18 protein-coding genes are annotated in these 19412 nt (G+C 51.2%); 10 read left to right on the top strand and 8 right to left on the bottom strand.

The window, feature by feature from the left end; all coding sequences use genetic code 11:
- Nucleotide 1: 1 nt before the first annotated feature.
- The 6 genes from B7992_RS04465 to B7992_RS04440 all read left to right on the top strand — a co-directional run bounded on the left by B7992_RS04465 (nucleotide 2) and on the right by B7992_RS04440 (nucleotide 5954).
- Nucleotides 2–733, top strand: coding sequence for an SDR family NAD(P)-dependent oxidoreductase (locus B7992_RS04465; RefSeq protein WP_073161008.1), 732 nt, complete (start codon nucleotides 2–4; stop codon nucleotides 731–733).
- Nucleotides 730–1182, top strand: a complete 453-nt coding sequence (fabZ, locus tag B7992_RS04460) for a 3-hydroxyacyl-ACP dehydratase FabZ (RefSeq protein WP_073161010.1) — start codon at nucleotides 730–732, stop codon at nucleotides 1180–1182. Before B7992_RS04465 ends, fabZ begins: the two co-directional genes overlap by 4 nt.
- Nucleotides 1183–1190: 8 nt before the next feature.
- On the top strand, nucleotides 1191–1922 hold the full coding sequence (locus tag B7992_RS04455) for a 1-acyl-sn-glycerol-3-phosphate acyltransferase (protein WP_254793727.1): 732 nt from the start codon (nucleotides 1191–1193) through the stop codon (nucleotides 1920–1922).
- Nucleotides 1919–2767, top strand: a complete 849-nt coding sequence (locus B7992_RS04450) for a patatin family protein (protein ID WP_088665665.1) — start codon at nucleotides 1919–1921, stop codon at nucleotides 2765–2767. The genes B7992_RS04455 and B7992_RS04450 overlap by 4 nt, the downstream gene beginning before the upstream one ends.
- A gap of 59 nt (nucleotides 2768–2826) precedes the next feature.
- On the top strand, nucleotides 2827–3579 hold the full coding sequence (locus tag B7992_RS04445; RefSeq protein WP_088665664.1) for a flavodoxin family protein: 753 nt from the start codon (nucleotides 2827–2829) through the stop codon (nucleotides 3577–3579).
- A gap of 170 nt (nucleotides 3580–3749) precedes the next feature.
- A complete protein-coding gene (locus tag B7992_RS04440; RefSeq protein WP_141100368.1) occupies nucleotides 3750–5954 on the top strand; it encodes a DUF6055 domain-containing protein in 2205 nt (734 codons plus the stop codon).
- On the opposite strand, the gene B7992_RS04435 is transcribed toward B7992_RS04440, so the two are convergent.
- Together B7992_RS04435 and B7992_RS04430 are read right to left on the bottom strand one after the other, a co-directional pair.
- Entirely contained in the window at nucleotides 5933–6697 is a 765-nt protein-coding gene (locus B7992_RS04435; protein ID WP_073161022.1) for a co-chaperone YbbN, read from the bottom strand. The two genes, B7992_RS04440 and B7992_RS04435, sit on opposite strands and share 22 nt — an antisense overlap.
- 132 nt (nucleotides 6698–6829) lie before the next feature.
- Entirely contained in the window at nucleotides 6830–8215 is a 1386-nt protein-coding gene (locus B7992_RS04430; protein ID WP_088665662.1) for a TrpB-like pyridoxal phosphate-dependent enzyme, read from the bottom strand.
- A 210-nt stretch (nucleotides 8216–8425) separates the two neighbouring features.
- Here B7992_RS04430 and B7992_RS04425 point away from each other — a divergent pair, with 210 nt between their 5' ends.
- From B7992_RS04425 to B7992_RS04415, 3 genes are all read left to right on the top strand, one after another.
- Nucleotides 8426–9409: a UDP-3-O-acyl-N-acetylglucosamine deacetylase gene (locus B7992_RS04425; protein ID WP_073161029.1), complete on the top strand. Its 984-nt coding sequence runs from the start codon at nucleotides 8426–8428 to the stop codon at nucleotides 9407–9409.
- The gene (locus tag B7992_RS04420) at nucleotides 9396–9881 is read left to right on the top strand and encodes a 3-hydroxyacyl-ACP dehydratase FabZ family protein (protein WP_254794956.1); all 486 of its coding nucleotides are present in this window, start codon (nucleotides 9396–9398) and stop codon (nucleotides 9879–9881) included. Before B7992_RS04425 ends, B7992_RS04420 begins: the two co-directional genes overlap by 14 nt.
- Before the next feature lie 190 nt (nucleotides 9882–10071).
- Nucleotides 10072–10362: a GIY-YIG nuclease family protein gene (locus B7992_RS04415; protein WP_088665661.1), complete on the top strand. Its 291-nt coding sequence runs from the start codon at nucleotides 10072–10074 to the stop codon at nucleotides 10360–10362.
- 136 nt (nucleotides 10363–10498) lie between these two features.
- Here the strand turns inward: B7992_RS04415 and B7992_RS04410 are convergent, their stop codons facing one another.
- Nucleotides 10499–11098: an L-threonylcarbamoyladenylate synthase gene (locus B7992_RS04410; RefSeq protein WP_073161039.1), complete on the bottom strand. Its 600-nt coding sequence runs from the start codon at nucleotides 11096–11098 to the stop codon at nucleotides 10499–10501.
- 92 nt (nucleotides 11099–11190) lie between these two features.
- Here B7992_RS04410 and B7992_RS04405 point away from each other — a divergent pair, with 92 nt between their 5' ends.
- Nucleotides 11191–11577 carry a hypothetical protein gene (locus B7992_RS04405; protein ID WP_176421850.1) on the top strand — a complete coding sequence of 129 codons (387 nt, stop codon included), beginning with the start codon at nucleotides 11191–11193 and terminating at the stop codon, nucleotides 11575–11577.
- Between the two features lie 4 nt (nucleotides 11578–11581).
- Here the strand turns inward: B7992_RS04405 and B7992_RS04400 are convergent, their stop codons facing one another.
- From B7992_RS04400 to B7992_RS04380, 5 genes are all read right to left on the bottom strand, one after another.
- Nucleotides 11582–11992, bottom strand: a complete 411-nt coding sequence (locus B7992_RS04400) for a YraN family protein (protein ID WP_073161043.1) — start codon at nucleotides 11990–11992, stop codon at nucleotides 11582–11584.
- Between the two features lie 148 nt (nucleotides 11993–12140).
- Complete coding sequence (locus B7992_RS04395; RefSeq protein WP_073161046.1) at nucleotides 12141–13646, bottom strand: serine/threonine-protein kinase; 1506 nt, start codon at nucleotides 13644–13646, stop codon at nucleotides 12141–12143.
- Entirely contained in the window at nucleotides 13643–15691 is a 2049-nt protein-coding gene (locus B7992_RS04390; RefSeq protein ID WP_088665659.1) for an ATP-binding cassette domain-containing protein, read from the bottom strand. Before B7992_RS04390 ends, B7992_RS04395 begins: the two co-directional genes overlap by 4 nt.
- A 98-nt stretch (nucleotides 15692–15789) precedes the next feature.
- Nucleotides 15790–16983: a pyridoxal phosphate-dependent aminotransferase gene (locus tag B7992_RS04385; protein ID WP_088658756.1), complete on the bottom strand. Its 1194-nt coding sequence runs from the start codon at nucleotides 16981–16983 to the stop codon at nucleotides 15790–15792.
- Nucleotides 16964–19312 carry an MMPL family transporter gene (locus tag B7992_RS04380; protein WP_176421849.1) on the bottom strand — a complete coding sequence of 783 codons (2349 nt, stop codon included), beginning with the start codon at nucleotides 19310–19312 and terminating at the stop codon, nucleotides 16964–16966. Before B7992_RS04380 ends, B7992_RS04385 begins: the two co-directional genes overlap by 20 nt.
- Nucleotides 19313–19412: the final 100 nt, after the last annotated feature.

Genomic DNA, 19412 nt, shown 5'->3' with positions numbered 1-19412 from the left:
GATGAAGGTTGCGATTGTTACAGGTGCATCGAAAGGTATCGGTAAGGCTTGCGCCCTGCGCTTGGCCCGCGATGGTTTCACCGTTGTGGTGAACTACTCCAGTTCCGACGAAGCTGCTGCCGAAACCCTTGACTTGATCAAGGCCGAAGGTGGCGACGGCATGGTGTATAAGGCTAACGTTGCCGATCTGGCCCAGGTAAAGGCCATGGTCCGTGATGTGTTTAAGGCTTATGGCCGCATCGATGTGCTTGTGAACAATGCCGGTATCGTCCGCGATCAGTACCTGCTTGAAATCAGCCAGGAAACCCTGGACAAGTGCTTCGACCTGAACGTGAAGGGCTACCTTTACTGCGCTCAGACTGTGGGCCTCAAGATGTTCAAGCAGAAGTCCGGCGTCATCATCAATATGTCTTCGGTCAGCTCCAAGTTCGCCTTGCCCGGCCAGAGCGTCTATAGTGCCACCAAGGGTGCAGTAAACTCCATGACCCAGACTCTTGCCAAGGAACTGGGTGGCTGGGGCATTCGCGTGAATGCCATTGCTCCGGGCTTTATCGCTACCGACATGATCGAGGCCATTCCCGAAGAAACCCGCGAAGGTTACCTCAAGAATATCCCCCTGAAGCGTTTTGGTACCCCCGAAGACGTGGCCAACATGGTTTCGGCTCTTGCTTCTGACCAGTTCTCCTATGTAACCGGCCAGGTATTTGTGCTGGATGGAGGTCTCTCTCTATGAGTTCCATGAATATTTTTGAAATTAGCGAAAAGATCGCCCAGCGTCCGCCTTTCCAGATGATCGAGAAGGTGACGGAACTGGTTCCCAACGAATCTGCTGTGGGCATCAAGAACGTTAGCGTCAATGAACCCTACTTCATGGGTCATTTCCCGGGCACCCCCATTATGCCGGGTGTGCTTATTGTGGAATCCTGCGCTCAGCTCTGCTCCCTGGTGATTGAAAAAAAGCCCGAAGATCTGGATGACAAGCTGTATGTGTTGCTGAAGATTGACGGTTTCAAGTTCGTGAAGCCTGTGATTCCCGGCGACCAGCTTGAAATTGCCGTGAACAAGACCAAGGGTGGTGGCATTATTGTTGGCTTTGACTGTGTGGTCAAGGTAAACGGAAATCTTCACGCCAAGGGCAGTCTTACCTTTACCACCATTCCCAAGGACTCCTTGGGTAAGTAGGTCTGGAATTGAAACGCATCCTAAAGTTGTTGGCGGAACCGTTTATGCAGCTTGCTGTATGGACGGTCATCTACTCGGTTCGAGCATACTTCTTTATTGTATTCCGCCCCAAGGTTACTTTTACCGATCCTTCGGTTCAATCTTATAAGTTCAAGGAACCGCGAATCATTATCGCGAACCATTGTTCTCCTTGCGACCCGATCATGCTCCTTTCACTGATTTTCAAGAACAGGAACATCGTGGTGGCCAAGGACTGGTTCGAGATGAAGTGCTTCCACTGGATTTTGACCCGCGTCCATGTGATTCCCTGTGACCGCTACAATCTGGACACAGAATGGGCCTTGATCGCCAAGAAAAACCTGGAAGCCGGTAAGTCCGTCATTATTTTCCCCGAAGGCAAGTGCCGCGAAGATGGCTTGATGAACGAATTCAAGTCGGGCTTTGCATTCCTGGCCCGCAGCACAGGCGTGCCTGTTGTGTGCGTCGGTCATGACGGTACTTATAAGCGTGGGCATCGCACTGCGCTGGTCTTTGGCGGAGAAGAAAAGATTGAACGTGTGAAGGGAATTCCTTCTTCCCAGCACCTGGCGGAACGCAGCGAATACTTCCGTCAGAAGGTCTGGAAGCTGAAGCAGCAGGCTCAGGGTAGGAACGTAAACGAAATCCTGCCGCCCCCCGAAGAAACGCCTGAAGAAGTGACAGCAGAAAATGCGGCTAAAAATGTAGAGGTGTCAAAGTGAAGTTCGGTCTTGTTCTAGAAGGCGGTTCCCGTCAGACTATGTTCAGCGCCGGTGTGCTTGACACCTGGATGGACGAAGGCATAGATTGCTTTTCTTACGTGGCTGGAGTTTCGGCCGGCGCCCACGCCGCTTTAAACTACATCACCCGCCAGCAGGGCCGTTTGCGCTTTATCATGCTGCCTACCCGTCTGCAGAATGGTCATAAGTGGGCTAACAAATATATTGGCATCCACAAGGAATACTACGCCTTGAATTACGATGCCGCCGACGGCAAGATGCCTCTGGATTTCGAAGCCTATTCCAATTCGAAAATCGAGTGCGAAATTGGCTTGACTTGCTGCGAAACCGGCCGTGCAGAATTCATGTCCGAAAAGAACGACAAGAAGCGCTTGCTGGATTTGATCAGTGCCAGCTGTGCCTTGCCTATGCTTTTCCCCATGGCGCCCATTGGCGATAAGCATTACGCCGACGGATGCATTACGGTGCCGGTTCCTTTTGAACGAGCCTTCGAAAAAGGTTGCGACAAGGTGGTGGCCCTTTCGACCCATTACCCTGGCGAGGCGGTAACGGATTTCCGCAAGTATCGTGCTGTGCTGAACCCGATGTATAAGCGCAAGTATCCCGACTTGTTCCGCGCCCTGATGGTTCGCCTGAAGCGTTACGACAAGATGTTCCTGGAAATGGAAAAGCTTGAAAAGCAGGGCAAGCTATTCCTGATTCGCCCCGAAATCGACTTGTGCGACCAGTTTGATTGCGACATGGGAAAGATGAACGAATCTTACGACCATGGTGTTGAATACGCCAAGCGCCGCATGGATGAGCTGAAAGCATTTTTACAAATCTGATTGTGCAAAAAAGTTAGAAGTTTTAAATTCGCTACCTCATAAACATTAGGAATAGAAAAGTGTCCGATAAGAAGAAAGTGCTTGTAATGGTGGCTAGCCCCAAGAATGAACGGAGCGGAACCCTTATCCCCACCAATGCCTTTGTGGAAGGTATTCTGGAAGGTGGCGAATTTGAAAGTGAATACATCTACATCGACCGCATGAACATCAAGCCCTGCCGCGGTTGCCTCAGTTGCTGGGGCCGCCCCGATGGCAGCTGCTTTATGAAGGACGATGATGTTCCCATGATCCGCAAGAAGTTGGAAGAGGCTGACATCGTCATCTGGAGTTTCCCCCTTTACCTGTTTGGGGTACCCGGCCAGATGAAGTGCCTGATGGACCGCATCGTAGGCATGGTCCACCCGTATATGGGCCAGCGACTCAACGAGCCCGGCGCCATGGACAGGCCCATGCACGGTCTGCAGAACCAGAAGCCCGGCCAGAAGATCATCTTGCTTTCGAGCTGTGCCTGGTGCGATCTGGATGTTGTTTATGAACCCATCATCAAACAGTTCAACATCATTCTGGGTGCTGATGGTTACACCCTGGTGGCTTGCCCTCAGATGCGCGCACTGCACCATCGTGGCGGCGAACGTCGCCTGAACATGCTTCGAGCCAAGTACAAGAAGGGCGGTCTGGAACTGGCAAAGACTGGTACCCTTTCCAAGGAAACCATCGACTTGCTGCAAAAGCCCATGTTCAGTGAAGAAGTCTACAAGGAACTGGTGGTGCAGTTTGTGACCCACATGTTCGATCGCGACGACAACTTCTAGAAAAATTCCGCTTTATGAATCGTTTATGTCCCGCTTTAAAAGGCGGGATTTTTTACACGGATTTAAACACAATTAGCGCTTGTCGCCCCGAGGTCCAGGCCCTTTTTTTAGTTAAGAATTTATATTCCAAAGTAGGCCAATTAGGGATGATTGGTTATTAAGGAGTGTTTATGATTGGATTTAAATCGCTGGCGGTAACCGCTAGCCTTATAAGTTTCGTTGGAGTGGGGACCGCCTTCTCGGCCGTTACCTGGAAACCGGTTTGTGCATCGGCGGGTCACACACTTTTGGCAAGCTCAGACCATTTTGAAATCTGCAAGAAGGCGACTCACGACGATGGCTCCGCCAACAATGCCACCTTGGATAATTCCACTGCGCAGAACGCCTTGAACACTCTGGAGCACATTTTCTCGGTTTACCACGATTCCGCAAAGTGGATGTACCCCCAGCCCAGCAACGCCAATGAAAAACTGAAGAGTGTGGCCTACCTTTTCGAGGATTCCAAGATGGCGGCCCTTTACGGCGGCGGCAACACGGAAGCCTGCGTGAAGAACGGGGCAGGGAAGGACGAATGTTCCCCGGGTCTCTGGCTAGGTTCTGGAGCCTTCAAGGACCTGTGGGGTCTGGCACACGAATACGCCCACGGCCTGCAGAGCGTTGCCGGATGGATGGGTTCCAACGCCACCGCCGGCTGGATCTGCGAATCCCACGCCAACTGGATGGCCCATCAGGTGAACCCCACTGACGCCCACTACTGTTCCGAGGCGCTGATCAACTTTCCGTACTTGTATTATGGAAGTTCCCGCGACCGCTATTGCAACTGGCAGTTCATGGAACATCTGAAAGAGGAATTTGGCGGAGGCTGGAAAGGCGTGCAGATGGTGAACCGCATGTGGATGGATAAGATTGACGATGGCGAAATTGGCTACTCCTCCCAGACGCCCTTTAGCGCCATGATTGGCGCCTACGACTGGACTTACGAAGATTTGACTGCCCAGTTCGGCAAGTTCGCCATGAAGAACGCCACCCTGGAATATGCCGGGGCAAAAAAGGCGCTATACCAAAAGACCTGGGGAGACTACGAATTCGCCACCCGCCGCACCACAGGCTCCGGCGACATCTACCGCAGACACAGCCGTGTTACCATGTTGGATGAAGTGGATAGTTTCTATCAAGTACCCAGTTACTGGGCTCCGCAACGTTTCGGCTACAACCTGGTGCGAATCTATCCCGACTCCGCAGGAAAGGTAACCGTCAAGTTCCGCGGCATTGTGCAGGCTTCTAAACCGTTGTCTGAATTTGGTTGCCTGGGAACCGAAACTGTGTGGGAATGGTCCGATGCCCAGAACAAGTGGGTGCAAAAAAATCTCTGCAACCTGTCACCTGAAATTATGCCCGACCCTGGCTCCAGCTGGACTGTGGGACTGGTGGCCGAAGGCTCCGACGGAACGCCCCGTTACAGTGAAATGAAGTCGGGAACGGCGTTCAATCTGAGCATCGAGACCAAGGCAAACGACAAGGCCCTTTGGCTTGCGGTGACAGCTACTCCCAAGGACCTTTACACCGTTACCTGGGACCAGTTTTACTACACCATCTACAGATACCCCTACATGGTCCGTGTTGAGAACGGCAAACCGGAAGGTTATGAGGATGGGGCTTGGACGCCGACAAGTACCGCTAACTATACAAGGCATTCCAATGGCGGAGGCTGGGTAAGCTCCAAGGCAAAGGTGGCTGCTACCGCCTACGTAGGCCCCGATGCAGTTGTCAACGGGGGAACCGTTAGCGGTGAAGCCCGCATTGAAGATTACGCTGTTGTTAACGGCGGGACCATCAGCGGAAAAGCGGTTGTTTCTAGACGCGCCCTGGTGACTTCGGGAACCATCAGCGATAACGCTAGATTGACGGACGACGCTTGGCTAGTTAGCGGTAGCGTTTCTGGCAACGCTAAGGTGGGCGCACTTTCTATTATCGTGAATTCTACCATCGCAGATGATGCCCAAGTTTATGGCATCATGTGGGCGGTGGCAAGCAAGAAGCTAAGCGGAACCGCACAACTCCGTGGAGACCTTGAAAACAACTTTACCAAGGAACTGACTTCTGGCGTATTCTACGGAATGGTGGATGACGGTATGCTCAGCGATCCCGTTTATGGAGCAGGCCGTACCCAGGCTCCCGAAGATGCTACCCAACTCCCCGAAATTTCAAAGTGGTACACCATTGACGAAGATAAGGAACTTGTCGAAAATAAGGATCCCACAGGAATTGCCAATCGCGTGCGCCCGACAATAATAAAAAAGACCCAAGGCAAGTTCGATGCCATGGGCCGTAAGTTAAAAGGGCGCAAATTTAATTACTTACACTTGAAGCCCTGAAGTTCCAGGCCAGCCTTCATTTCGGCATAGCTGGACTTGCGCTGCATATTCATTGCCTTGATAAAGGGGCTTTCATTTGCAGTGTGGAGTCTAAAGCCGGTAATCGTTTCTTCTACAGTACCCTTACCGCTTTGAATAAACATTTGCTTTATATGATCACGACGGCTGTCCATTTCAGGCGGAACAAAAACGTCGGTAACCAGGTCGACGTTATCGATATGGTCATCGGTAATTACAAGGGTCATCGTCACATGGTTCTGAAGGCCACCAAACTGGCCGTTGGCGGAGCAGCTCAACTTCTGGGTGCCGGTCTTTTTCTTTGCCTTGGCTGGCTTTGCTGCGGGCTGGGCCTTAGGAGTATACTGAAGAGCTGCGAGCAAATCCGCTTCGCTGGCGGCACCCTGGATACGGTTGATGACTCGGCCATCCTTAATCAAGAAGAAAGTGGGGAAGGCCTGGATAGGCAAGGTATTCTTGATCTTTTGAACGTTAGGTTCGTCAAAGCCCACGGAAGCCACCTTAACATCGGGATACTTCTTTGCGATATCGATGAGGGTCGGAATCATGATCAAACAAGGCGGGCAGCTGGAAGAGAATACATCCAGGATGGTAGGTTTGTCGGTATGGAGAATTTCCTTTTCGAAATTATTGTCATCCACACGGACGATCTTGATGACATCTTCAGCCTGGGCTGCAGAAAAAATCAATGCAACTGAAAGTGCTAAAATTTTCTTAAAGTTCATTGTAAGGCCTTCCTTTTTTATAAACGATAAAATAGAAAAAATCTCGTAGGGAACCCACGAGATTTAGGTTGAAGTTTAAAGGACAAAGATTAAAGAAATTTCTTTACGCTTTAACCTTTCTGCTTTCCGCTATTAGACCTGCGGGAGCTTGGCGAGGCTTGCTGCGATGTCTGCATCGGTGGGGATGTAGTCATTCATTTCGCCGTCGTTGAACTTCTGGTAAGCCACCATGTCGAAGTAGCCGGTACCGGTGAGGCCGAAGAGGATGTTCTTCTGTTCGCCAGTTTCCTTGCACTTGAGAGCTTCGTCGATAGTAGCGCGGATAGCGTGGCTGGATTCCGGAGCCGGCAGGATACCTTCGGTCTGAGCGAAGAGCTTAGCAGCTTCGAACACCTTTGTCTGTTCTACGGAAGCAGCGCGCATCAGGCCCTGATCGTAGAGTTCAGAAAGGACAGAGCTCATGCCGTGGTAGCGGAGGCCACCGGCGTGGTTTGCAGACGGAATGAAGCTGGAGCCCAGAGTGTACATCTTGGCCAGCGGGCAAACCTTACCAGTATCGCAGAAGTCGTAAGCGTACTTACCGCGGGTAAGGCTGGGGCAGCTTGCAGGTTCGATAGCCAGAATATCGTAGTCAGCTTCGCCACGGAGCTTTTCGCCCATGAACGGAGAGATAAGACCGCCAAGGTTAGAACCACCACCAGCGCAACCGATAATCATGTCGGGCTTGACACCGATCTTCTTGAATGCAGCCTGAGCTTCCAGACCGATCACGGACTGGTGCAACAGCACCTGGTTCAGCACGGAACCAAGAACATAGCGGTAGCCTTCCTGAGTAACGGCTGCTTCAACAGCTTCAGAAATAGCGCAACCCAGAGAACCAGTGGTGCCTGGGAATTCTTCGTTGATCTTGCGGCCAACGTTGGTGTTCATGGAAGGAGACGGAGTGACAGAAGCGCCGTAGGTGCGCATCACTTCGCGACGGAAAGGCTTCTGTTCGTAGGAGCACTTCACCATGTAAACCTGGCAGTCAATGCCGAAGAAGGCGGAAGCCATGGAAAGAGCGGTACCCCACTGGCCTGCACCAGTTTCGGTGGTCACGCCCTTAAGGCCCTGCTGCTTGGCGTAGTAGGCCTGGGCGATAGCGGAGTTCAGCTTGTGGCTGCCGCTGGTGTTGTTACCTTCGAACTTATAGTAGATGTGAGCCGGAGTGCCGAGGGCCTGTTCCAGGAAGTAGGCGCGGACCAGCGGAGACGGGCGGTACATCTTGTAGAAAGTCTGGATGTCCTGAGGAATGTCGATATATGCGGTATCGTTGTCCAGTTCCTGCTTGACCAGTTCGGAGCAGAACACGCCTTCCAGTTCGGCGGCAGTCATGGGCTTACCGGTACCCGGGTTCAGGAGCGGTGCCGGCTTCTTCTTCATGTCGGCACGGACGTTGTACCACTGCTTCGGAAGTTCGGATTCTTCGAGGTAGATCTTGCAAGGACCATCAATCTTAAGAGAGGAGCAATTACGCATATTATTCCTTTTGGTTTGTAAAGCTTGGTCGGGCAAAGCCCGTTTTTGAAAAATCAAAAAAAGTTCGCCTTAAATTTACACAAAAAAAGACGGATGTAAAACGCAAACCTTGTAAAAACGTCGTTGAAAATGCGAAAACCGCACTAAAGATGCTACTGACAAAGGGCAAATCACAAGGTATGGAAAGTTATACTATCTTTGCCCAAAGTTATGACGACCAATTCACAGCATTATGAATTTAAGTCTCCGTCGCTGAGCTACAAGAACGCCATGGTGACGGTGGACGTTCTGGAAAGGGATCCTACACACAAGCCCCGAGTGGTCTGGAGCGTAGATGGTAAGGAAGTCTACCGCACGGATCTTTGCAAGATTTTTTCTGACTTGAAGTTTGAAGCTGCCCGTACAGCCATCTACACCTACGACGACGAGGCTCGCGCCCATGCTGTCGGTTTGAACTGCGGTGCTATGGCCAGCCCGGAACATCTGGCTCCTGTTTTTCTGATGTGGCCCCACCGCCGCTTTAACGTGAATATCGTGAGCGGAGCCGATGTGAATTGTGGAGCAGACGGCAAGTCCGCCGCGAAGGTTGCAGAACTTCCCTTGATGGATGGTTCTGCTGCACCGTTTTTCTATGGCCTGCGCCGAGCTGCGGGGGAGCCTGAAGAACTTGTTTTTTACGATGCCCCGGTAAACGCTAACTGGGATTTGAAAACGTCGGGTGATAATCCGCGAACCTATGGCCATGTACGTATCATGCCTGCAGAAACTTTCGAGGTGGAGTACGTTCTGGACCGCAGTGTGGCCCGCGGTGACACCTGCGACTTGCAGTCGGCCGCATCGGTTAGCCTTTATTCTCCAGAGAACCTGTTTCAGATTTTTATGGCCCGCACGTTTATTTCTCAGTTAGAACTTGACGCTGCGCGGTCCAACGGTCTATTAAAAGGCGTAGATGAAAGCTGCGGACTTCTTTTAGACGCAAAAGCCTCCGCAGGATGCCCCTGCAACGAAAATTTCCGTGTCGCCAATGAACCTGCCATGCATAAAATACTAGATTTAATTGGCGATATAACATTCATTTGTCCTGCACTCCCCAAGGTGCGGATTGAAATCACCAACGGTGGGCACGTTTCTCACCGACAAATCATGGAGAAGTTAATACCTTATGTCTCTGCTGGACTCTTTGAAAAAATCTGATAAAGAAGGCGTTCTCTACGGCGAAGATGTTTGCCACGAAGTTCTTCCCCAGAAGTTCCCCTTTGCTTTCGTTGACGAAATCCTGGAATTGAACATGGGTGATGGCACTGCAGAAAATCCCCCTTCTCTGGTGGGCCGTATGCATGTGACTGGCGAACAGGACTTCTTCAAGGGCCATTTCCCCGGCAATCCGGTGATGCCCGGCGTGATCCAGATTGAATCCATGGCTCAGGCAGCAACTCTCCTGACCATGATCGCAATGGAAGATAAGACTGTTGGCAAGCGCCCCGCCTTCATGGGTGTGGAAAACTGCCGCTTCCGCAAGGCTGTGATTCCTCCTACCGATATCATCCTGAAGGTCCGTCTCACTGACCTCCGCATGGCTCGTCGCGGCATCTTCAAGTATGCCGGTCAGGTGTTCATCGGTGAAGACCTGGTGACCGAAGCAGAATTTTCTGCAGCTATGGTTTAATTGCTCTCCCCGCAAGGGGGATCATGCCCACTAAGCACTAAAGTGCTAAGTGGTCAAAGTGTGTCGCGGGAATGCTGGTTCGTTAACGGCGTTACGTCATCCTGAAGGGCGTAGCCCTGAAGGATCCAGTACATAAGTAAAAAAGAGGATTGTCATCAAATGACAGTCCTTTTTTGGTATCTTCGTTTTTATGGAGAAACATAGCTACACATATATACTTTTTAGTCAACGAAATGGGACACTATATATTGGTGTTACTAATGATCTGAAACGCAGAGTTTCCGAACACAAAAGCAAGGCAATTCCTGGTTTTACGCAGAAATATGGAGTTGATAAGCTTGGATATTTCGAAGAATACAATGATGTTCGTTTTGCTATTGAAAGAGAAAAGGTTTTAAAAGGGTGGAAAAGAGAACGTAAGATAAAACTGTTGGAGAGTATGAATCCAACGTGGAAGGACTTGTATTTTGATTTGTTCTAGGTTCGTCGTGGATTCTTCGAGCCTGTGGCTCTCAGAATGACGAAATGCGTTTAAGGTTCGTCATGGATTCTTCGAGCCTGCGGCTCTCAGAATGACGATAATTGATGGCTCGGGATGACGATGGTTGACGTGAAGTCTACATCTCCGGGTCCAGCTCGCCGCGGATGATTTCCACTTCGCCGTGTTTGACCAGGCTGATGATGTTGGTGGGGCAGATTTCGATAGGGCCGCAGTCCACCATCATGTCTACGGAATGCTCGAAGGTTTTCCAGAGTTCGTCGGGCTCGTAGATGTCTTCGTCGCTGAGCTTGGCGGCGGTGCTGAGGATGGGCTTGTCGAAATGCTGGAACAGTTCCTTGAAGAAGGGGTGGGTGGGCATTCTCACGCCGATTTCGGGGCGCTTTACGTCTAGGCGGCGGGCGATGTGATGGTCGGCGGGCAGAATAAAGGTGAAGGGGCCGGGTACGCGGGGCTTCATGATGTTGAAGGCGAAATTGTCGATGCGGGCGTAGTCGGTGGCGGCACGGATATCGGGAATGATCAGGGCCATAAAGAACTTCTTCATGGGCTTTTTCAAGGCATAAAGTTTGTGGATGGCCTTGGGGGATTCTGCGTTACAGCCGATAGCATAACCGGATTCTGTAGGGTACAGAACAAGACCGTCGTCTTCCAGGGCGGCGGCGGCCAGCTTAACAATGCGGGCCTGAGGATTTTGTGGATGTACTTCAAATCGCATGTGCTGAATTTACACAAAAAAGCTTGAATTGGCTCAAAAAAATTTATTTAAGGATAGTCCATGTTGACTATCTTTGCACTATGCGTTATTCTATGATTATTCTCCTGGTTGTTTCCGCCCTCCTTTCCGGATGTTTTTCTGCGGGGGATGACTTCTATTCCTACGTACTTCTGAAGGGGAGTATCCAGCGCGAAAATCCCGAAGATATGGTGGACGTGGCTGTTGATTCCCGCTGCACCTTGATGGCCAATGACCTGGAAGGCGGTGACTATGAGGTTTCTATCGGAGCCATCGAGAACTGTAACGTGGTATGGACCATCAACAACGAAATTGTCCAGAGGGCGGTGGTTCATAAGGATTGGGATACCCAGAATCACCTGATCGGTATGGAAATTACCGTTATAGATGAACGTTCCAAGTCTAGCAAGACGGTCTATTCCAAGACACCGGATTCCAGAGAATGGATCATCGAACTTTAATGCGCTAACATTGGGGAACCACCTGGGTGCCTTCGAAGGCGTTCTGAATGTGTGAAAATTGCAGGGGAGACTGGTAGACCCTGGCACTCAGTACATCAAAACGACAAGGCTGGTCAAAACCCCTGGGGGCAATCTGGGGGTGAGAGTGGAGAAAGTGGCAGGCGGTGTGCCAGATCTTTTTCTGCTTTAGGCGGTTCACGCGGGCGGCGGGATTCCCCTGCTGATTATTCCAAACGGACTTGACTTCTACAAAGACGATTGTTTCGCCTTGTTTTGCCACAATGTCCAGTTCACCTCCGCGGTAGGCATAGTTGCGGGCCACCACCTGATAACCGTTACGGGTCAGGAATGCGGCTGCCTGGTCTTCGATGGCGTTGCCTTTTTTGCGTGTGTCAGAATGTACGGTCTTGTTCATGCATAACCTTCTTTTTATTAAAAGTTTAACGAACCGCGCAATGAAATTGCGCGACCCCTCTTTCATATAGTCAATGCATGTCCTGTACACGTTTCGTGTTCAGGTCGACGATTTTTGCCCGTTGCCCGGGCGGTAGAGGCTTTGCCTCTTAGGGCAGTTCCATTCCCAGCAGGCGGATTTCAGAAACAGCGAAGTCTGCGTTTTCACCTTCGTGGACGTTGTCCAGGTAAATCTTCAGTTCGGTGGTTTCCATGGCCTGGATGGTGGGGTATTGCATACCCTTGATGTTTTCCAGCTTTACCTTCTGCTTGAAACCGTCCTTGGTTTCGAGGGTCAGGGTGCGGGGCTTCTTGAAAATGCGGAAGCGGTCACCGAAGGCGTCGTCCACGGACTTCTGGTAGCCAACGGCGATACCGAAATGGGTGACCACGGCGTTGGTTTCAAAGTAAAGGGTCAGAACGGGATTCTGGGGCTTCTGGGGGACGGGGGCCAGCCAGGCGGTCTTCAGGTCATTGTCCTTAAGGTTGTCCAGCGGATATCCCTTCTTCTGGTCGATTTCCAGTGCCTTAGTTTCGTAGTTGCCCATGGCGTCGTTCCACTCCAGTTCGCGGAGGGTGCTTTCGGGCTTGTGGGTGAGCATCAGCAGGATCAGCAGCATGATGATCAGCGGGAAGATGAACACGGCCAGGGCGGTGAGCTTCTTCTGCAAGAGGCGGGCCTTGGGCGAAATCTTGTTGGCCATGTCGGCGATGGACTGGGTGTGCTTGTGGAGCAGAGTCTGGTTTCCCATGCGTCCAGTCTGGCGATCGCGTTCGGTGGTGAACACCTGGTCACAGGCATCCAGGAATTCCTGCATGTCGTGGAAGCGTTCGTTCAGCTTTTTCTTGAGGCACTTGAGGATCAGCTTGGAGAGGCCTGCAGGCATATCCTTGCGGAACTGTTCCGGCGGAGGGGGCTGCTGCTGAACGTGCTTCAGGGCGATTTCGATGGGCTTTTCACCTTCGAAGGGGAGGCGACCGCAGGTCATCTCATAAAGAATGACGCCCATGCTGTAGATATCGGTCTGCAGGGTGACGCTGTCACCGTGGCACTGTTCGGGGCTCATGTATTCCGGGGTACCCATGGTCATGCCGGTGCGGGTCAGGCGTTCCTTTTCCATTTCCTGGATGTAGGAGATGCCGAAATCCATGATGTACACGCGGTTGTCGCGGGTCAGCATGATGTTGGAGGGCTTGATGTCGCGGTGAACGATACCCTTGTTATGGGCGTAGAGCAGGCCGCGGGCAATCTGGCGGATAATGACTTCGATGGCCTCGAAGGAGAGCTGTTCCTTGTTGTGGAGGATGTCCGAAAGGTTGGTGCCTTCCACATAAGTCATGGAAATGAACAGCTGGTTGTTCTGCTGACCAAAGTCGAACACATGAACCACGTTCTGGTGGTCCAGTTCCTTCATGGCCTGAGCTTCCATGTAGAAACGCTTGATGGCCTCTTCATCGGAGGAGGCGTCCAAGATCTTGAAGGCTACTTCGCGGTTAAGCCTTTTGTCCATGGCCTTGTAGACGTTGCCCATGCCCCCTTTACCCAAGGTTCCAATGAGGTCATAGTTTGCGTTAAAAGGACGAGGAAATACTTCTGGCTTCTGCGGTGCGATCATTTTGCGTTCTTGGATCTAAAAAGTTTAATTGCCATCACAATATAAAAACCTACGGCGATGGCGATGGCGGCAACAATGTTTACAACGGGGTCTTGACGCTCTAAAAGTAGGTTCAAAAGGCTATTTTGGTTGTAGCGGGACCAGATTACGGTAGACAGGGCGCGGCCAAGAGCCTGCATCTGATCTAGGGGAACCAGCGCACCGGCAAGTGCTACCTGGGGAATAATAAGCAAGGGGAGGGTAGCGTTTGCCTGTCCGGAATTCCTGGAGAAGGCGCTCACCATTAAGCCCACCATGACGGCTGGCAGGACCATGGCTGCCGTAGTAAGCAAAAGTGCTGTCACGGGAACGTGGGAAGCGATCCTGAAATTGACGAAGGCGTATACGATAAGCGTCTGAATCCAGGCCACCAAGGTGGGGAGGGTGGCCTTTGAAAGCAGGGTGGGCAGGACCTTTACGCCCTTACGGAACTCGCCCTGGAGAATCTGACGTTCCTGAACAATTTCGCGGATCGACAAGGAAAGGGCTAACCAGTTTGCCGAAAGGATGACGGCGAAGGCTACAATCCAAAGAGAAGTCAGCTCCGAGAAAATCAGGGAGAAAAGTCCACCGATAACCAGGGGTTGAATAATCAAGGTGAGGGTCTTTCCCAGGTCGCGGAACCATTGTTTTGCGGTAAGACCTATCTTGTAGAACAGCACAGGGGCAAGTTCATTCTTTACGAAATAAATGTTTGGATGGGCGCTCTCGTCGCCGTTAGAATCGTCCTGATTATCCTGGGCCTTACGTTCCCAGGAGTTCTTCCAGTTGGTGGCGGATTCGTCGTTCAGGTCCGAAAGAATTTCTTCGGGATCCCTGGTGTTGAAATAGCGGAAGGCATCGGCGGGGGTGCCGTAAAAACCTTGTTCCCCGTGATGTAATACCAGCACCTTGTTGGCGATGTCCAAAGCTTCGTAGCTATGGGTGGTAAGAATCACCGTGTGCCCCAGGAACGAAAGCTGTTGCAGATGGGTGCAGAGGATCTTGGCGTTGTAAGGATCCAATCCGGAAAGAGGTTCATCAAGAACGATAAGGCCCGGGTTGCCCATGAGTTCGCGGGCCAGGGCCACACGACGGAGTTCGCCTCCGCTCAGAGTCTTTACCAGATTGTCCATGCGTTCGGTCAGACCGAAAAGCTGACAGAACTGCTCCATGCGTTTTTGGGCATTGGCCTTGAATTCATGGCGGTTCATGCTGGTGCGTCCGCCATCCAGAAGTGTTTCGCGGACTGTCAGGTCGCGGCGCAGTTCCGGATCCTGCTCCAAGAATGCAATATGCTTGCGGATTTCTGCATTGCGGTAATCCAGGCCTCCGATGCGGACCTGTGATTTTTCGCCACAGCTGTGAATGCCCTGTAGCAGTCGCAGGAGGGTGGATTTTCCCTGGCCTGAACGACCGATAATAGCCATGATTTCGCCGGCGGGCAGCGTGAAATTCAAGTCGCGGACAATCTGCTTTTTACCTGCAAAAATATCCAGCTGGCGGGCGGTGACGCTAAAACCCTGAGGGGCGTTAAAGCAGGCGACACGGCCTTCCGAAAGTTCCAGCTCATAACCGGGAATCTTGAGAATTTCACCTTCGTTCAGGGGTATGGAGCGAAGGACTTTCCCCTGGGGGGAGACCATCTTCTGTGTAAAGTCGATCAGGGCGGCGCTCGCAGACGTCTCGACGGAAATACCTTCAGGCAGTTCCGTTTCAGAATTGTTGAAGGCATCCATCACCAGTAACGACAGATGGCGATCCTTCAAGGTGGCCTGCAACTTCTGCGTTCCGATAAGAATGACATCGCCATCCTTAATGGGAAGCGGTGCAGAAACGTCGGCACCATTCAGCTGCGTTACGCTGTTCTCGGTCAGGTTCCGCAAAGTCCATTGGCCAGAAACGCACTCCAATACCGCATGCTGTCTAGACACCATCAGGTTATCTAGCACCAGGCAATTATCCGACTTACGGCCGATAGTAAAGGGCTTGTCGGCTGAAGGAGTGACGATCTGGAAGGAATGCATATAACTAATTATAAGGTAGGAATTATGAATTACAAAACTTTAAAATAGTTCTAAAACCATCTTGATGAATCTCATAATTCATAATTCGTAATTCATAATTAAACCAGAGCCTTCAGGCCGGCGATAAAGCGGTCGCATGCCTTTTCCAAAGTTTCGTCACTGGCTGCGTAAGAGAAACGAACACAGGTATCGTCACCGAATGCGGCACCCGGCACAATGGCAAGGCCCTGAGACTGCAGCAAGTATTCGCAAAGTTCAACGGAACCGCCAATGACCTTACCCTCGGGAGTCTTCTTGCCGTAGAAACAGGTCACGGGAGCGAACAGATAGAATGCGCCCTCCGGTGCGTGAGCGGGAACCGGCAGGATTTCTGCGGTACGCTTCAGCATGTAGTTGCGACGCTTCAGGAATGCAGCCTGCATGGCTTCTACGTTAGACTTGTCCATTTCAAGAGCGCCCAATGCGGCGTACTGCGCTACGTTGCTAGGGTGGTGTGTTGCCTGTCCCTGGATTTTGCCGATGATCTTTGCGATGTCGGCGGGGGCTGCGTTGTAACCGATACGCCAACCGGTCATGCAATGGGACTTGGAGAAACCGTTAATGACGATGGTACGTTCAGCCATGCCGGGGAAGGCGGCGGCGCTTGTAAATTCGGTATCGTAGACGAAGTATTCATACACTTCGTCAGAAATGCAGTAGATGTCCTTTTCCACGATTACCTTGGCCAGTTCACCCAGTTCTTCCTTGGTGTACACGGCTCCGGTGGGGTTGCAGGGGTTATTCAGGAGGATTGCCTTGGTCTTGTCTGTAATGGCGGCGCGGAGCTGTTCTGCGGTAATCTTGAACTTGGCTTCCTTGGTAGCTTGTACAATTACGGGCACACCACCAAGCCACTTTACCAGTTCGGGGTAAGTGACCCAGTAAGGAGCGGGAACGATCACTTCGTCACCCGGATTCACAAGTGCTGCCAGGGAGTTGAACACGGCATGCTTTGCACCGCTAGTCATGATGATCTGTTCCGGCTTGTAGTCCAGACCGTTTTCATCTTTCAGTTTCTTGGCCACGGCCTTGCGGACTTCCATAATGCCCACAGGTGCGGTGTAGCGGGTCTTGCCCTCGTCAATAGCCTTGCAAGCAGCAACACGGATAGGCTCCGGTGTAGGGAAGTCCGGTTCACCGGCACCCAGACTGACAACGTCCTTGCCATCAGCAATCATCTGCTTGGCCAAAGTATCGATAGCGACCGTCAAACTGGCGGCAATATTCAAAGTTCTAGTGGATAGAGGTTTCATTTTTTCTGAGCCTTGATTTCTTGATGACGCGGTAAGTATCCAACGTACTTGCGATAAGGGGGTAAATGGTTAACTGTGAAATGAATATGCAAATCAATCCGATGACACTGATAATGCCCATGCTGCGAATACCCGGGTGGGACGAAAGCAACATGGCGAAAGAGCCGATAAAACCGGCCCCCTGTGCCGTAAGGATTGAAGAAAGCTTTGCGCGCAGAACGGTCCAGGCGGTTCCATTCTGCTTTTCGTAATAGGATGACCAGAGCTGCAAGGAGCCATCAACACTGACCCCAATCAGCAGCACGAATACCAGGGAACTGTAGAACGAAATATGGATTCCCCAACCGTGAACAAGAATGGTCAACCAGCTCATAGAGAACATGGAAGGGAGTACCGTAAAGAAGGCTCGGCTCAATTTATTGTAGTACAGCAGCAGAATGAACCAAAGCATGATGATCCCAAGCACAATGGACTTGTCGACATTCTGGAGCACCAGGTCCAATACGTTTGCTCTAAGGATGGGGGTTCCGCAGACCTTGAATTTGTTGTCCTGGATGCCGTCAAACTTCTGGAGCTGAGCATTAATGTGGCGGCAGGCCAGGCCATTGTCAGGATCGGAAGAGGGGATGATAAAGGCAAATACTCCGGACTGACCGTCCTTGCCCGAGAACTTGCGGCGGATATCTTCAGAAAGTTTGAATTCCTGGATGTCATTCTCATAGTTAGAGAGCATCTCCACGATAGAAACACTGTCGTCTGTGGCCAAGCGAGACAAAATCTGAGGAGTCAGCTCCGCCTTCAGGTGTTCCAGCATATTTTTCTTGTTCTTGCTCATCTTGGGCATGAACTGGTACTGGGTGTAAATTCTTCCCAAGTCGGGAATCTGTCCACGATCCTTCAGGTGTTTGAAGTCTTCCTGGATGCTGCTACTGTATGAGGAGTCCGGCAACATCACAATGACTGGATCGAAGGTGGAGAATCCGGTCTCTTCGATCAGGGCGTTCACCTTCTGCTCATCCAACTGCATTTCGGTCTGCCTGAAATCGTAAAGGAAGGCCAGGTTGTTGCCGCTGTACAAAAGGCCTGCACTACTGAGGATGCTGATGCATACAATGATGGCCCAGTTCACCTTATTGGGGAACAGCTTGAGACGTCGAGGAATGTGTCGGGAAATTTCGGCAATGTTGAACATCTTCTTCTGCTGGGCAAAGCGCAACAGCGATACACCCAGAAGGGGGCAGATATAGAGGTTCATCAAGACTCCGATGGCTCCAAGGATTGCCAATTCCCGCAAACCCGGCAGAGGAATCAGCAACAGCGAAAGGAACAGGGCAGCCATGATTAGCGAAGAGGCCGCAACCGGAGGCATAATACCCAGGATAGCACTTTCGGTACTGAGGGTGGGGCTTAAGTTTTGGTCACGTTCCTGGAAGAATCGGGTCAGGAGGTGCGTCTGTATTTGCATGGCGTGGCCCGGCAAAATCAAGGCCAGGTTTAACGTAAACAGATTGATTCTTCCAAAAAACAGGTAGGCAATCCCGAACATGAATATGGTGGGAAGTGCAATAGGCAAACCAGAAATCAGGATCAACTGGGGCCGTCTATAGAAATGGAGCATGGACAGCACCAGGAGGATGATGACAGCCATTCCCCCCGCGAATTTTGCCTCGGGCAGAAGTTTCTTACCGGTCTTGATTGACTTGTAAATCTTTCCGGTATAGTAGACTTCAATGTTTCGTGAGCTTGCTGCAGAGTCAAGATAAGCTTTGGCTCGGTTGTAAAGATTGCGATTTGACTGCAGGTCGGTCAGGGAATGGGTGGGGTAGATGTCAATGACACGGATTGTCCCATCATTGTTGGCATGGGACTGTTGGAGTTCCCTAAAGTATTTTTCTTCGATCTGCTTTACCAGTCCATCAGCCTTTTCTGCAGTTGCACCTGCACTATCTGCAGATTCAGTAAGGTCGACTAGAAAGGGATTGCTTTTACGGAATTGGGCGTTTTTGACACTGTCAACCATGTTGACTACAGCGGCAACTTCGTCTTCATTGGCATACAGGAGGCGGTTCTTCTTGAAAAAGTTTTCGTCGGCGGCAAACTCGATAAAGTGAACCAGAGGGTCCTTGGAGAAATCCCTGGCGAAATTACAGGCCAGGTTGAAATTCGTCAAACTGTCTTTTGATTGTAAGACAATAGTGAGGCTGCCTAATCCACCAAAAGAATTTTCAATATCCTGATAATCTAGTTGTACCTCATTTCCCTTCAGAGAATCCTGCAACTGGAGTTCCCAACGCAAATGGTTAATGGGATAGATGCAAAGTGCGGCCAATACCAACGATACGATGATATTCGCCCTATAATTTTGCCCTAATCTCTTAACTATTTTTGCGAACGCAGAAAACATGACAACAATATAATTATAAATTGGG

It is taken from the genome of Fibrobacter sp. UWH1, from assembly GCF_002210365.1.
Classification (GTDB): domain Bacteria; phylum Fibrobacterota; class Fibrobacteria; order Fibrobacterales; family Fibrobacteraceae; genus Fibrobacter.
This window is presented reverse-complemented; position numbering and strand designations above follow the sequence as displayed.